17 protein-coding genes are annotated in these 14,512 nt (G+C 36.9%); all 17 read right to left on the bottom strand.

The genetic code is table 11. The features are described from left to right. Nucleotides 1-3: 3 nt before the first annotated feature. The 17 genes from GJU43_RS01760 to GJU43_RS01840 all read right to left on the bottom strand — a co-directional run bounded on the left by GJU43_RS01760 (nucleotide 4) and on the right by GJU43_RS01840 (nucleotide 14,445). Nucleotides 4-1,083, bottom strand: a complete 1,080-nt coding sequence (locus GJU43_RS01760; RefSeq protein ID WP_154339134.1) for an HlyD family secretion protein — start codon at nucleotides 1,081-1,083, stop codon at nucleotides 4-6. 12 nt (nucleotides 1,084-1,095) lie between these two features. Further along, entirely contained in the window at nucleotides 1,096-2,418 is a 1,323-nt protein-coding gene (locus GJU43_RS01765) for a TolC family protein (protein WP_154339135.1), read from the bottom strand. Further along, a complete protein-coding gene (locus GJU43_RS01770) occupies nucleotides 2,408-3,037 on the bottom strand; it encodes a TetR/AcrR family transcriptional regulator (RefSeq protein WP_127339503.1) in 630 nt (209 codons plus the stop codon). The genes GJU43_RS01765 and GJU43_RS01770 overlap by 11 nt, the downstream gene beginning before the upstream one ends. Nucleotides 3,038-3,181: 144 nt before the next feature. Then, the gene (locus GJU43_RS01775; RefSeq protein WP_154339136.1) at nucleotides 3,182-3,499 is read right to left on the bottom strand and encodes a type II toxin-antitoxin system RelE/ParE family toxin; all 318 of its coding nucleotides are present in this window, start codon (nucleotides 3,497-3,499) and stop codon (nucleotides 3,182-3,184) included. Next, on the bottom strand, nucleotides 3,490-3,732 hold the full coding sequence (locus GJU43_RS01780; protein WP_154339137.1) for a hypothetical protein: 243 nt from the start codon (nucleotides 3,730-3,732) through the stop codon (nucleotides 3,490-3,492). The genes GJU43_RS01775 and GJU43_RS01780 overlap by 10 nt, the downstream gene beginning before the upstream one ends. Before the next feature lie 48 nt (nucleotides 3,733-3,780). Then, a complete protein-coding gene (gene trpA / locus GJU43_RS01785; RefSeq protein ID WP_154339138.1) occupies nucleotides 3,781-4,542 on the bottom strand; it encodes a tryptophan synthase subunit alpha in 762 nt (253 codons plus the stop codon). A gap of 139 nt (nucleotides 4,543-4,681) precedes the next feature. Then, nucleotides 4,682-5,419: a carbon-nitrogen hydrolase family protein gene (locus GJU43_RS01790; protein WP_154339139.1), complete on the bottom strand. Its 738-nt coding sequence runs from the start codon at nucleotides 5,417-5,419 to the stop codon at nucleotides 4,682-4,684. A gap of 47 nt (nucleotides 5,420-5,466) precedes the next feature. After that, nucleotides 5,467-5,784 (bottom strand): gamma-glutamylcyclotransferase family protein, encoded by a 318-nt coding sequence (locus GJU43_RS01795; protein WP_127339507.1) that lies wholly within the window; start codon nucleotides 5,782-5,784, stop codon nucleotides 5,467-5,469. A gap of 55 nt (nucleotides 5,785-5,839) precedes the next feature. Continuing rightward, nucleotides 5,840-7,021: a tryptophan synthase subunit beta gene (trpB, locus tag GJU43_RS01800; protein WP_154339140.1), complete on the bottom strand. Its 1,182-nt coding sequence runs from the start codon at nucleotides 7,019-7,021 to the stop codon at nucleotides 5,840-5,842. Nucleotides 7,022-7,024: 3 nt separating this feature from the next. Continuing rightward, entirely contained in the window at nucleotides 7,025-7,693 is a 669-nt protein-coding gene (locus GJU43_RS01805; protein WP_154339141.1) for a phosphoribosylanthranilate isomerase, read from the bottom strand. 165 nt (nucleotides 7,694-7,858) lie between these two features. After that, nucleotides 7,859-8,638 (bottom strand): indole-3-glycerol phosphate synthase TrpC, encoded by a 780-nt coding sequence (gene trpC / locus GJU43_RS01810; RefSeq protein ID WP_154339142.1) that lies wholly within the window; start codon nucleotides 8,636-8,638, stop codon nucleotides 7,859-7,861. A 72-nt stretch (nucleotides 8,639-8,710) separates the two neighbouring features. After that, entirely contained in the window at nucleotides 8,711-9,703 is a 993-nt protein-coding gene (gene trpD / locus GJU43_RS01815; RefSeq protein WP_154339143.1) for an anthranilate phosphoribosyltransferase, read from the bottom strand. 88 nt (nucleotides 9,704-9,791) lie between these two features. Continuing rightward, on the bottom strand, nucleotides 9,792-10,199 hold the full coding sequence (locus tag GJU43_RS01820) for a GNAT family N-acetyltransferase (RefSeq protein ID WP_154339144.1): 408 nt from the start codon (nucleotides 10,197-10,199) through the stop codon (nucleotides 9,792-9,794). Nucleotides 10,200-10,289: 90 nt separating this feature from the next. Next, on the bottom strand, nucleotides 10,290-10,856 hold the full coding sequence (locus GJU43_RS01825) for an aminodeoxychorismate/anthranilate synthase component II (RefSeq protein ID WP_154339145.1): 567 nt from the start codon (nucleotides 10,854-10,856) through the stop codon (nucleotides 10,290-10,292). A gap of 86 nt (nucleotides 10,857-10,942) precedes the next feature. After that, nucleotides 10,943-11,386: a hypothetical protein gene (locus GJU43_RS01830; protein ID WP_154339146.1), complete on the bottom strand. Its 444-nt coding sequence runs from the start codon at nucleotides 11,384-11,386 to the stop codon at nucleotides 10,943-10,945. Nucleotides 11,387-11,465: 79 nt separating this feature from the next. Next, nucleotides 11,466-12,866, bottom strand: a complete 1,401-nt coding sequence (locus tag GJU43_RS01835; protein ID WP_154339147.1) for an anthranilate synthase component I family protein — start codon at nucleotides 12,864-12,866, stop codon at nucleotides 11,466-11,468. Nucleotides 12,867-13,164: 298 nt separating this feature from the next. Then, the gene (locus tag GJU43_RS01840; RefSeq protein ID WP_154339148.1) at nucleotides 13,165-14,445 is read right to left on the bottom strand and encodes a hypothetical protein; all 1,281 of its coding nucleotides are present in this window, start codon (nucleotides 14,443-14,445) and stop codon (nucleotides 13,165-13,167) included. Nucleotides 14,446-14,512: the final 67 nt, after the last annotated feature.

Raw genomic sequence — 14,512 nt, forward strand, 5'->3', positions numbered from 1 at the left:
CTATTATTTTAAATGTACGTCTACGTCAACATTCATTCCCGGACGTAATAATTTTACTTTCTCAGGATCGTTTGATTCATCTAAGCTAATTTTCACTGGTAATCTTTGAATCGTTTTTACGAAGTTTCCTGTTGCATTATCAGGAGGTAATAAAGAAAAACGGGATCCTGTAGCTGGTGAGAATGAGGTTAAAGTTCCTTTGAATTCATAGTTCGGATAAGCATCAACTTTTAAGCTCACTTTCTGACCCACAACCATTTTGTTTAATTGTGTTTCCTTGAAGTTAGCGACAACCCATGCTTCCGTATTATTGATGATATAAAATAAAGATTGTCCCGGCTGTACCAGTTGTCCCGGCTGAATATCAACTTTAGAAACCTGACCATCAATAGCAGCAGTTACAACTGTGTACGTAAGGTTTAGTTTCGCTACATCCAGCATTGTTTTTGCTTTTTTGATGTTGGCAGCGGCAACTTCAGTTTGTTTATCAGAAACTTTCGATTTAGACTGAATCACTGATTTTTGAAAAGAACTTGCTCTTTGTTGCTGTTCTAAAACACGTACCTGGTTTTCAGCTTCGTCTTTTGCAGTCTGAGCCTGCTCAAATTGCTGTTTTGTGATCGTATGTGTTTTATACAAATTGTTGTAACGGTTGAAATCGTTGGTAAGCTGTCTCAGTCTGATTTTTGCACTTTCGATAGAACCGCCAGCAGATTTCACATTGGCATCAGAAACAGAAATACTCGCATGCGCACTTCCAATATCCGCTTTAGCAGCTTCGTATTGGCCTTCAGCTCCTAAAAGTGCCGCATTTGCTTCATCAATTTTTAATTGATAATCTCTTTTGTCAATAGTAAATAAAGTATCTCCTTTTTTTACAAAATCATTATCTTTCACATAAACTTTACTGATATAACCGGATACTCTTGGGATGATCGGGTTCATTTTTTTCTCGATCTGTGCATCATCCGTCTCTTCATGAGCTTGTGAATGCATGTATTTTGTTATTCCGTAAGTTCCGCCCACTAAAACCAAAACGGTTAGTATAATGATGAATTTAGTATTTGTTTTTTTCTTTTCCATGAGAGCTATCGATTATATTTTAGAAAGATTGAATGATTGTGATAATTGTCCTGATACTGACAGTAATTCGTAATATTTTTGAATAATGGCTGCTTTAGATAAAGCAGTGTTTATTTTCGCATTTAGTTGTTCTACATCAGCTTCAACCAAGTCATTGGTGTCCGATAAACCATTATCAAATTTGTCTTTTACAAGCCTGTAGTTTTCTTCTGCCTGCTGAAGTGCTTCGTCATAAACAACGCTCTGGTTGATCGCTAAGCTGTAATCTTCAATAGATTTCTGAACTTCTACTTTGATTCGGTCTGTCATAATAGCTTCCGTGTTTTTTACTTCCAGAGCTTTGCTTTCAGCCTCACGTACATGAGCACTGTTTTTCAGGATTCCGGATAAGTCATATCTTAGACCAACCCCAAAATTCATGGCGTATTTTACCGTAATAAAATCTTTAAGGTCTAAAGCCGTATAGCCACCCAATAAGGCAAGAGAAGGATAATAGCCTGATTTTGCGACTCTAATGCTGGCCTCACTGGCTTTTTGCTGGAAACGAATCGCTTCTAAATCTTTTCTGCTTTCAAGCGCTAAAGCATCTGAAGTAGGTGCATTAGTAGTTTTTAAATTGAAGAAATCAGATTCATTCACCTGAAGTTTTACGGTAGGATCTAATTTTAACAGGGTAGTCAGGTAAAAATTGATGTTATTGAGGTTGTTGTTCGCTTCATCAATCGACAATTTCGTTTTAGAAACCAATAACTGCGCTTTCAGTAAATCATTTCTCGGAATGATTCCGTTTTTCTCCAGTTCCGTAAAATCAGTTACACGCTGTTGCGCCTGTTTTTGATTTTCGTTTAAAAGATCTAATGTTTTTTGTGCTTTGTATAAAGCAGTGTAATAGGTAATCACACGTAAAGCGACATCTTCTTTGGTTTTAGCGGCATTTGCACTTTCGGCCTCATAAAGATTATCGTAAGCTTCAATACTGCTCTGGATTTTAAATCCTGAAAAAATCGGAAGACTCAGATTCGCCATACCAAACATGGCACGATCCGGAGAAGCCATTGGTTCTGCACTTGCTTCGTCATTGTGCATGTCGATGGAAGCTTTTGTTAACCTTTGGTACTGCCCTTGAATTTTCAAATCAGGATATTGGTTGTTTTTAACCGTTTGTAACTCATACTTTTTTGTGTTTACCCTAGTGTTGGCAAGAGTAACTTCGTTACTTTTTTCCCAGGCCAGTTTAACGGCTTCGTCTAAGGTTAAACTTGTTTTTTCTTGTGCTTCTATTGATGATATTCCGATAAAGAAAATCCCAAAGAGCATTAATTGACTAATTTTCATAAACAAGTAGCGCTTTTATAGTTTGTTGAATGTGCTTTGTAAGACTGTTTTTAATGTAATCGTTGTATAACGTTTCTGTATTTAAATTTAAAAGCTCCTCAAAGAAAGGTTTATTCATATGAAAATGAAAAAAAGTTCCCATTATCGTTGGAGTAATCAACGGAATAATAACATCTTTCCTGAAAATCCCTTTTGACTGGCCTTCTTTAACGATTGTTTCAAGCGATTTTAAATTCCCTTTTTTTAATTCGGTGAAAGCGGCAAGATTTTCTTCTCTCTTTTTAGAAGTAAGTTCAAAATGTAAGATTCTGTAAATCCCTCTGTTACAATTAATTCGGTTAATGTAAATTTCGATTAATTTATTGACTTTATCAAGAGGTTCCAGATTTTCATGCAATAAAAGTTCGATTTGCAGTTTTAAGTCAGAAGTTTTGTATAGAAGTAAAGCCTCCAGTAATCTTTCTTTAGAACCAAAATAATACGAAACCATGGCAATATTAATTTTTGCCATTTTCGATATATCCCGTATGGATGTACCCTCAAATCCTTTCTCGGAAAATAGCTTCTCCGCGACCTCAAGGATCTGAATTTTTTTATCGTTTAATTCGACTTTAGACATGGTATCATTTATAATCGGGTACAAAATTAAACAAGCGTTTAATTTAAACGCTTGTTTAATTTATTTTTAACACAATATTAACAGAAAACCATGTAGTTGCCTTAAGATAATATTGTGTTAAAAAAATAATTAGGAAAGAAAGGATTATTTTCCTGAAGAAAGCTTTTGAGGATTTTGTCTTGTATCAAAAATAGTAGATACAAATACGATCTGCCGGACTTCATCAATCCAATAAATAATTTTGTAATTTTTAAAAACTATATATCTGAAATCTTCGATTCTTTCAGATAAAAGGGCTTCTTTTTGTCCGCCATAAGCGTTGATTTCCAGGGATAGCGAACTGTCAATTATACCATTTACTAAATCTTGTGAAACTCTTATCCCAGCTTTGAATTTGTAATATTCAAAAATATCTTCAAGTTTATTTTCTGCAAATTGAGTCCAATAAACAGTTAGCCCCATTTTTGAATTTTAGATTTTAAGTCTTTTCCAGATACAATTCTTGCATTTCTGGCATCATCTAAGGATTGATCAATTTCTTTATTAAATTGTTCAATATTCATTGATTTCATTTCCTGATCTAAAAGTTCAACTTTTTGTTTATGAAGCAAGTTTTCAAGATCAATGACTATTTCTTCACTTTGAAGTCTTAGAAATTCCTGAACGAAAGATATTTTGCGGGCTTCTAAATCCATGATAATTGATTTTATTCAAATGTACAAAATAATTGTAAATGTTGTTGGTTATCGGATCCCTCCAACAAATTCCGAAATTTTGCCAGAACCACTTTCACTCAAATGTTTAATAAAAGCACTCCCGATAATAGCGCCTTTGGCAAATTTGGTGGCCTGGTTAAAAGTCTCCTTATTCGAAATTCCGAAACCAATGATTTGTGGATTTTTCAGGTTCATGCCTGCAATTCTTTCGAAATAATCTTCCTGAACATTTCCAAAACCGGATTGAGACCCCGTAACACTTGCCGAACTTACCATATAAATAAAGCCGTTTGAAACACTGTCGATAAAACGAATGCGCTCGTCTGACGTTTGCGGGGTAATCAAAAATACGTTTATTAAACCGTATTTATCGAAAATAGCTTTGTATTCGTCTGCATAAACATCAACCGGAAGATCCGGAATAATTAAGCCGTCGATACCGATTTCAGCACATTTTTTGCAGAATGCCTCAATGCCGTATTGTAACATCGGATTGAAATAGCCCATAATGATCAACGGGATTTTTACGCTTTCGCGAATGTCTTTCAACTGATCAAAAAGGATTTGTGTTGTCATTCCGTTGTGCAGCGCCTGTGTTGAACTCGCCTGAATTGTTGGTCCGTCTGCCAGAGGATCGCTGAAAGGTAAACCAATTTCAATTAAATCCACTCCGTTTTTTTCTAAGTCCTGAATGATTTGAACCGTATCGTTTAAATTAGGATATCCCGCCGAAAAATAAATAGAAAGGATCTTTTTATCTTCCTGTAATTTTTGAGTTATTCTGTTCATTTTATATTTTTTATTTGCTCCCGACAGGTTTTTAACCTTACAGGGTAATTATTTATTTTTTTGCCACAGATTAAAATATTTTAATGATCTTTTGAGAATTTAATCTGTGAGAATCTGTGTAATCAGTGGCATTCTTTTTCTAATTGATAATGACCTGACTCGTCCAGTTATCATTTTGATTTTCTACAATTAAAAGTCCGGAATCCGAATCGTTCATTTGTGCAACCAGTTCTCCTTTGTTGTTCCAGAACGCACTTTTTCCGCCTGAAGGATAACCCCATGATTCGCCGCTGAAATTAGACATCAGAACATTCATTTTATGTTTTTGGGCATAACTTTGTAAATCACGGTACGCATTTGGAATCCCGTTTGGCGAAAAGAAAATACTGGCGATATAAATCGAAGTTTCATTTTGACCAGCGTTTTCAGCATGCAGCGGATTGTCTATATCAGCGCAAATGGCAAATGAAATTTTCTGGTCTTCAATCGTAATCATCGGATTATAATCAAAGGAAGGCTGGAAAAACTCATCTTCCCCTTCATGCAAAAATTGTTTGGTATATATCGAAACCGAATTATCGGGAAAAATAATAAATTCACCGATATACAATTCTGATTCATTCTGAATGGGAGCACCCGCAACAATGGTGATATTATAATCGACTGCCAGTTCTTTTAAATGGTCTATCCTGTAATCGTCTTTTGTAAAGGCCAATTCCGCTGCATTTTCTCTTTCGTAACCTGTAATCGACAATTCCGGAAACACAATTAAATTGGCGCCTTTTTCTGCAGCCAGTCCGATCAAACGATAATGATCCAATAAATTAGAGGCTATATCTCCACGTTTTGGTTTTGTTTGTGCTGCTGCTAAAATCATTATGATGTATTATTTTTTAGTATTTATGGGTTGAGGTTTCTCGATCTTTAACTTTCAATGTAAATCCATGCCGTTACGCCAGATTTCAGTTTGATCTGAACTCTTTTGTAGGCATTCGATTCGAATAAATCTGCTTTTGCCAGATCTTTACTGGATATCGTATACACAATTCCTTTGATAAAATCGGAAGTATTTTCGCTGGGCATGGCTACAAAATAATCTGTCATTCCAAATTCTTCCTCTATTTTTAAATCCTTTAGTTTATAACCTGTCAGCTGGTCCGGTGTTCCGGGCAAAATCTTATTAAAAACCTGCATCTGAATTTCTTTTGACTGTAATGTTCCGTAAGAAAATAGCTGTTCCATAAATATTGTTTTGTGTTGTTACTGGTCTGCAATGACGCCCAAATTACAATTTTTATTATAATTTAAAATATTCGATATAATTGTCTAAATCTTTGTCACCACGTCCCGAAAGACTGATGACCACGACATCTGTTGGTTTGAATTTTTTCTGGTCCAGAACGGCAAAGGCATGCGCGCTCTCGATCGCCGGAATAATTCCTTCTAGTTTTGTCAGTTGTAAACCGGCATTCATCGCTTCATCATCGGTTACGGAGAAGAATTCCCCACGGCCCGTTTGTGCCAAATGTGCATGCATTGGTCCGACTCCCGGATAATCAAGACCTGCGGAAATAGAGTAGGGCTCTGTAATTTGTCCGTCCGGGGTCTGCATCAAAAGTGTTTTGCAACCGTGAATGACACCGACTTTCCCTAACTTACTTGTGGCAGCACTATGACCACTGTTGACGCCTTTTCCGGCAGCTTCGACAGCAATGATGCCCACTTCAGTCTCGTGTAAAAAATGATAAAAAGTTCCCGCTGCGTTACTTCCGCCACCGATACAGGCGACGACGTAATCCGGGTTTTCGCGTCCTTCTTTTTCTTTCAGCTGCCATTTGATTTCTTCTGAGATAATACTCTGGAAACGGGTGACCATGTCCGGATAAGGATGTGGTCCAATTGCAGATCCGATAATATAATGCGTATCAACCGGATTGTTAATCCAGTCACGGATGGCTTCGTTTGTAGCATCTTTTAAGGTTCTTGAACCTGAAAGTGCCGGACGAACTTCTGCGCCTAACATTTTCATTCTAGCCACATTCGGAGCCTGGCGTGCAATGTCAATTTCACCCATGTACACAATGCACTTCAGTCCCATTAAGGCACAAACCGTTGCTGTTGCCACACCATGCTGACCTGCACCGGTCTCTGCAATAATTCTTTTTTTGCCCAGACGTTTGGCAACGAGTATTTGTCCGATAGTGTTGTTGACTTTATGTGCTCCCGTGTGGTTTAGGTCTTCTCTTTTCAGGTAGACTTTGGTATTGTATTTTTCAGACAGACGCTTGGCGAAATATAGCGGGCTTGGACGGCCAACGTAATCTTTTAGTAATTGGTTAAATTCTGCTTTGAAATCGGGCTCAGCGATGATTTTTAAATATTGCTGGCGTAACTCTTCTACATTCGGATACAGCATTTCGGGAATGTAAGCTCCTCCAAATTCGCCGTAGTATCCTTTTTCGTTAACATTATAGTTCATAATTTATTTGTTTTTTATTTCCTGGAGGCGGGCACGTACAGCTGCACTGGCGTGTGTCTCTAGATATGCCTCTCTGCACAATTTTACATTTTTTAATCCGGGTTCCATCTCAAATTTACTGTTTATATCAATGGCATAAATGGGTAATTTAAGATTTTTTATCAAAGGTATTTCATCCATTCCGATACCGCCGCTTAAGAAAAACGGTTTCCCGGATTTGTATTTTTCTAATATCGTCCAGTCGAAAGTTGTTCCGTTTCCGCCGGGTAATTTTCCTTTGGTATCGAATAAAAAATAATCACACAGTTTTTCAAAAGGAGTTAAAAGATCAAAATTAAAATCTTCTCCGACAGAAAAAACTTTTATGATTTCGACTTTCGCATCAATTTTGGCATCGATTTTCTTTTTTAGTTCCTGACAGAATTCAACGGATTCATTTCCATGCAGTTGGACAGCCTGTAAATGGTATTTATTGACTTTCGACATGATATAATCGACCCTTGCATCTACAAAAACACCTGTTTTTTTGATTGTTTTGATCAGTTCCGGAATCGTTGCGTCAAAATAGCGAGCGGATTTTTCGTAGAAAATAAATCCCATATAGTCGGGCAGGAGCGCTCCTACTTCGAGAATATTATCGGGATATTTCATTCCGCATATTTTTAGTTTCATTTTTTTTTTTTTTGCTTTACGCTTTAAGCTGTAGGCTCTAGGCTAATTTTAATAATGTTGAAAAGGCTATAGGCAATAAGCTTTAAGCTTTAGGCTGTGGCAGTAGGTTAATTTGAATGCTGAGAAAAACTTTAAGCCTATAGCTTAAAGCTTAAAGCGTACAGCCTAAAGCTCTCTAATAAATTCCCTTGCGGCTTTTCCCGCATTATCGGTTTTCATGAAATTTTCTCCAATCAGGAAACCGCTGTAACCGTAAGGTCTTAGTTCTGAAATGGCTTCAACTGATGAAATGCCGCTTTCGGAAACTTTTACAAATTCATCCGGAATCTGAGAGGCCAGTTGTTTGCTGAAATCCAGACTTACTTCGAAGGTTTTCAGGTTTCGGTTGTTCACGCCGATCATATCCAGCGTTGGCATAATCGATTTTTCTAACTCTTCCTTATTGTGGACTTCCAGTAAAACTTCTAAACCTAGTTTTTTAGCGAATTCAGACAATGATTTGATTTCTTCGCGGGTTAAAACCGCTGCGATCAGTAAAATTAAATCGGCTCCAAAAGCTTTGGCTTCCAGAATCTGGTATTCGTCTACAATAAATTCTTTTCGCAAAAGCGGAATAGCTACAGAAGCTCTTGCCAAAAGTAAATCGTCCAGTGAACCGCCAAAATACTTTCCGTCCGTTAAAACAGAAATTCCGCAGGCACCTGCACTTTCATATCCTTTTACCACTTCTTCAACCGTAAAATTATGATTTATTACTGATTTTGAAGGCGAGCGGCGTTTGTGTTCTGCAATAATTCCGGTTTTGCTTTGTCTTAATTTTTGACTTAAAGAGATCGTCTTTCTTTCAAAAAATACCGAATTTTCCAATTGTGCAACCGGAATGATTGATTTCTTAAGGACAACTTCCCGTTGTTTATCGAAGATTATTTTATCTAAAATATTCATGATTTATTTTTTGTTTCAGGTTTCAGGTTTCAAGTTCCAACAACCTGAAACTTGAAACCTGAAACTATTTTTTTACTTACTTAATTCTTTCAGTTTGTTTAATACTTTCAGTCCTTTTCCGGAGAAGAGACTTTCTTTCGCCTGTTTAAAACCTTCCTGTGGAGAGCATTTTGTTACCGTTGAAATCGCCATTGCTGCATTCGCACAAACCACATTGTTTTGGGCTTCGCTTCCTTTTCCGGAAATGATACTGGTAAACATTTCTGCTGACTCTTCGATGGTTCTTCCGCCTTCGATCTCACTTTGGGCTAAAAGGCGAACATTAAAATCTTCCGGTTTTAACATCCCTTCCATAGTGCTGGTGATGATTTTTGTCGGACCGGTTAACGAAATTTCGTCATAACCGTCAAGCGAATGCAGGATCGTAAAATTCACATCGGTATTCTGGTATAAATAAGCATACATTCGGGCTAGTTCTAAATTGAAAACACCCACCAGCTGGTTTTTAGGAAACGACGGATTTACCATTGGCCCTAACATATTGAAGAATGTTTTTACGGCCAGTTCTTTTCTGATCGGGCCTACATTTTTCATTGCCGGGTGAAATAACGGTGCATGTAAAACGCAAATTCCGGCCTGATCGATACATCTTTCCAGAAACTCCGGATCATTGCTAAATTTGATGCCCATTTTTTCCATGACATTGCTGGATCCGGAAATAGAGGAAACCCCGTAATTTCCGTGTTTGGCCACTTTTATTCCGGCTCCTGCAGCGATAAAGGAAGCTAGAGTCGAAATGTTGAACGTATCTTTTCCGTCACCACCCGTTCCGCATAAATCGATAGTATTATAGGCTGATAGGTCTATGCGAATGCATAATTCTAATAAGGCTTCACGAAAACCCGAAAGTTCGTCGATCGTTATACTGCGCATCATAAACACAGTTAAAAAAGCCGAAATCTGACTTGGATTGTAGGCTCCGCTTGAGATATTAATCAATACGGTTTTTGCTTCTTCTTTGGTAAGCATTTCGTGATTGATTAATTTATTTAATATATTTTTCATTTTTTCTTTGAGGTTCTAAGTTGCTGAGAGGCTAAGGTTCTGAGTTTTCTGCTAAGACTGTAAACTGATACTAACACTGTCTGCTTTCTCAATGTTCATTTCCCTGATAAATCCACATGGGTTCCGTTTTTCCTGCACGTTCGAATCCGTTCTTTTTGTAAAAGTCAACCGCTCGTCCGTCTGCGGTTAACATTTGCATGTGAAAGTGACTGTACTTCTCCTGCATTTTATCCATAATCAGTTTACCGATTCCTTTTCCCTGATATTCTGGAAGCACTAATAAATGAGGATAATAAACCGTTAAATATCCATCTGAAATGGCATTGCCAAGGCCGACCAGTTTTTTGTCTTGCCATGCGGTTATTAATGTTTCCGAATTCAAAAGAGCGTTATACAATTCGTTAGGTTTATTGGCCGAACTCCATTCGTTTTCTTTGTAAAGAACCAATATGTCTTCCAGGTTAATTTCTTTGGTATCTAAGATTTTTATGTTCATTTTTTTTCTTTAAGGTTCTAAGTTTTTAAACTGTGATCCCAATAGCTATGGGGAAAGACTGAATACTGCCACTGCGACTGTAAACCGGTACTAACTCTTTATCCAATTCTCTAAAATCCTTTTTCCTTTTGGTGTCAGCACACTTTCCGGATGAAACTGAACACCTCTTACATCAAAAGTTTTGTGTCTCAGTGACATAATCTGTCCGTTTTCATCTATTGAAGTCGCTTCTAAAACGTCCGGTAAATTACTGTCCACCACCCAGGAGTGGTAACGTCCTACTTCAAATTCATTTCCTAAACCTTCAAACAGGATTTCATCGGAAACTACTGTTTTTACGTTCGTGGCAACTCCGTGATATACTTTGTCAAGGTTTGAGAGTGTTCCTCCAAAAACTTCTCCGATTGCCTGTTGTCCCAGACAAACACCTAAAATACTTTTGGTCGGGGCATATTTCTGAATTACAGCTTTTAGTAATCCTGCTTCATCAGGGATTCCGGGACCCGGCGATAGTAATATCTTATCGAAAGAAGCGATTTCGTCTATGTCAAACTCATCGTTTCTGTAAACGGTAACCTCGCAATTTAAATCTTCTAAATAGTGCACGAGGTTGTAAGTGAAACTATCGTAATTGTCTATAACTAATATTTTTTTCATTTTCTTAAGGTTCTAAGTTGCTAAGTTCCTGAGTTACTAAGATTTTAAACTGTGACTGCAAACTGTGACTGGCAACTAATTTTTATTTATTTTTCTCTAACGTACTTCTCGACAATAATGCGGTCAACGCCTAATTTTTCCACTTTTTCTATTCCTTTTTGAATCAGCGTATCATTTTTAACTTTTACTACAAATTCAAACTTGTTGTTTTCCCATTGACGGTTATTAAAATATTCCAGATTTTCGGTATAAATACTGTCTTTCAACGTATATTTTCCGCCTCCTCCAAAAAATACAGCGGCTGTGGAATCTTTGCCGTTATTTAAATCATGATTGAAAAAAGCAAAGTGCGAATCATTTATAATTTTAATCATTTTTGTTTTGGAATTGAAAGTCGAAAAAGTCGAATCTTTCTCTGTGGTTTCTGCCGATACCAGACGCCAGGTTCCTTCAATAGGATTTTGTTTTTTCTCCGAAGTACAAGCTGAAATGCTTAGTATTAAAATTAAAATTGATATTACTTTTTTCATGGTTTTTATGGTTGGTTTTTGTTTCAGGTTTCAGGTTGTGACTGTGACTGCGACTGTGACTAATCGGAGCGATTAAATATTAAATCTTCTCTGCCATTTCCAATGCTGTATTGAGCGCTCTTAACTTATTGTAAACTTCCTGCATCTCGCTTTCCTCATCTGAACTTGCCACGATTCCGGCTCCTGCCTGGCAGTGCAATTGATGGTTTTTACTAAGGAAAGTCCGAATCATAATGGCGTGATTAAAATTGCCTTCAAAATCCATAAAGCCGATCGCGCCACCGTAGAAATTACGATTGGTTTTTTCATAGTCTTCAATCAATTGCATGGCTCTGTGCTTCGGTGCTCCACTTAAAGTTCCTGCCGGAAAAGTATCAGCGACAACCTGCATTGTAGTTGCTTTTTCATGCAAATGCCCTGTTACTTTTGAAACTAAGTGAATGACATGAGAGAAAAACTGAACTTCTCTGTATTTCTCCACATTGACATCGTGACCGTTTCTGCTCAGATCATTTCTGGCCAGATCGACTAACATTACGTGTTCACTGTTTTCTTTTTTGTCTTCCGAAAGTTCTTTTGCCAGAAGAGCGTCGCGTTCGTCATTTCCGGTTCTTTTGAATGTTCCGGCAATCGGGTGAATTTCTGCTTTTCTGTTTTTTACGATAATCTGCGCTTCAGGCGAAGAACCAAATATTTTGAAATCGCCGTAATCAAAAAAGAATAAATAGGGAGAAGGGTTGATGCTTCTTAAAGCTCTGTAAACATTAAATTCATCACCTTTGAAACCTTGTGTAAAACGACGGGATAAAACCAATTGAAAAACATCGCCACGGAAACAGTGTTTTTTGGCCAATGCCACATTGTGTTTGAATTCGGCATCCGTCAGATTCGAAAATCCTTCACCTTCTTTAGTAAATTTATAAGAAGCTATATTTCTCGACTGCAATAATTGTTCGATTTCAGAAATATTGTTTCTTCCGTCTACACTGTGGCAGAAGATATAAGCTTCATTTTTGAAGTGATTAATGGCGATAATGTTTTGATATACGGCATAAAAAACATCCGGAATTGAAGTCGCGTTGTCTTTTTTGGCAATAGTCACTTTTTCGAAATAACGAACAGCATCGTAGGAAATGTATCCGAATAAACCGTTGTTGATGAATTTAAAATCATTTTTCTCCGATTGAAACTGGCTTGAAAATTCCTGAATGACCTCCGGAATATTGGTTGAAGCAGTAATGGAAATGGTTTCCGTTGTTCCGTCAGGAAAAGTTTTAGAGATGACCTCGTTTTCGATTTTAATTGTTGCAATAGGATTACAGCAGATGTAAGAGAAACTATTGTCATTTCCGTGATAATCGCTACTTTCCAATAATAGACTATTGGGAAACTTATCCCTGATTTTAAAATAGATACTTACCGGCGTTATAGTATCTGCCAGAATTTGTTTGTAGTGTGTGTGGAGTATAAAAGGTTTCAATGTATTTCGTTTTTTATAGTTTATTATTTTTTCATTTCGATTGTGACCAAAAAAAAAGGCTTGTCGTGATGACAAGCCTTTTATATTTATAGTTTTAAAGTACCATAGGAAGCTTTGTTCACGACGTTTGACGTAAATTCTTCCACCACCAAGTATTGTTTAAAATTGTTTGCATTTCTTTTTTTGTTGTGACAAAGATATAAATGTAATTTGGATTAAAAGACATAAAATCTTAAAAAAATCTTTTCTAAATCTAGATTTTTGTTAAATTCTAAAAAAGCAGAGGACTTTCAAATGCTTAATTTCCAATTGCAATCGTGTTGTTTTGGTTCGCTCTAAAGTCCGGATTTCCTTTGATGTTTGGCATGGTAAACAATTCGTTGTTTTTCATTTTTGTATATCCGATTCCAAACTCAGGTTTGTTGTACCAATTTTGAATAGATGGATCTGTACCACTTGCTTCACTTGTAATTCCTCCGTTGCAATTGTTTACAATTACGTTTTTGAATGTAATTTTAGATAAGTTGGCATCACTGCTTCCAATGTTTTCTTCCAGTAAAACAAAAGGGGTAAAGCCCGAAGCAATGCTGTTGGTTAAGTTGAAAAATGTATTTTCCCTAATATGGATGGATTCTCTTACCAATCCCTGATTGTTTTCTTCCAGATTTACAAGTGTAATATTACTTGCATTTATACGAGTCAGTTTCTTGCTCATATCTGTATTTTGAATTTTATCATAAGAATCTACCTCAAAACATCTTGATCCTGAAACATCTGAAGAGAAAGGATGGCGGATAGCAATACTGTTGCTGATGTTGATCTGGGCTCCTTGTGTAAAATCAAAATCATCATCGGTAGTACGGTACGAAACCAGGTTGCTCATATTAATATCTCCTCCGTAACATTCGAAAGAGTCATCATTCGAAAAACTAATCTGAATATTGTTTAAAACCGTTTTTCTCCCTACTCCGGCTAAAGAAAGCCCGTTAAGTTCTTTTAAAGCACTTAATTTTCTTCCTGCATATTCAATACGTACATATTTCAGGATTCCGGAATTGTCTTCTGCATCAGGACCGCCATAATGATTGAGAATAGGATCTAAGTCGAAAGGCAACGTATGTAAGCCTCCCAGAGTATTTATTGGCGCTTTTCCTAAAATAATGATACCGCCCCAGTCGCCCGGTTTTCGTTCTGTTTTTTCTTTATTTGAAGTAAAAACAATCGGATCTGTTTCTAAGCCTTCAGCCACGATTTTTGCCCCATTGGTGATCACCAGTGTTCCGCAGGTTTTATCGTCTCCTCGAATAACAGTTCCCGGTTCTATTGTAAGGGTAGCATTGTTGGTAACATATACAACACCTACTAATTGGTAGGTATTGCGTTTTAAGAGTTTGGTATCTTTATCTATTGTTCCGGCGATTATATTGGTAGCTTCGCCATATTCATTGGCAACAGGTTTAAAATTGGTCCAGTTATTCATCCAGTTGTTGGTTCCAATAATTCCTTTGGTTTGTTGTTGGGCGTGTAGAAAAAAACTGCTGATAAGAGCAATAAGTGCAAAATGTACTTTTGTTTTCATAACTATTTGATTTCTAGTTTTTGATTTCTAGTTTTTGAATTTTTTTAATGATCCAAAATTAAAGGCC

The sequence above is a fragment of the Flavobacterium sp. LC2016-23 genome, assembly GCF_009674775.1.
GTDB lineage: Bacteria > Bacteroidota > Bacteroidia > Flavobacteriales > Flavobacteriaceae > Flavobacterium.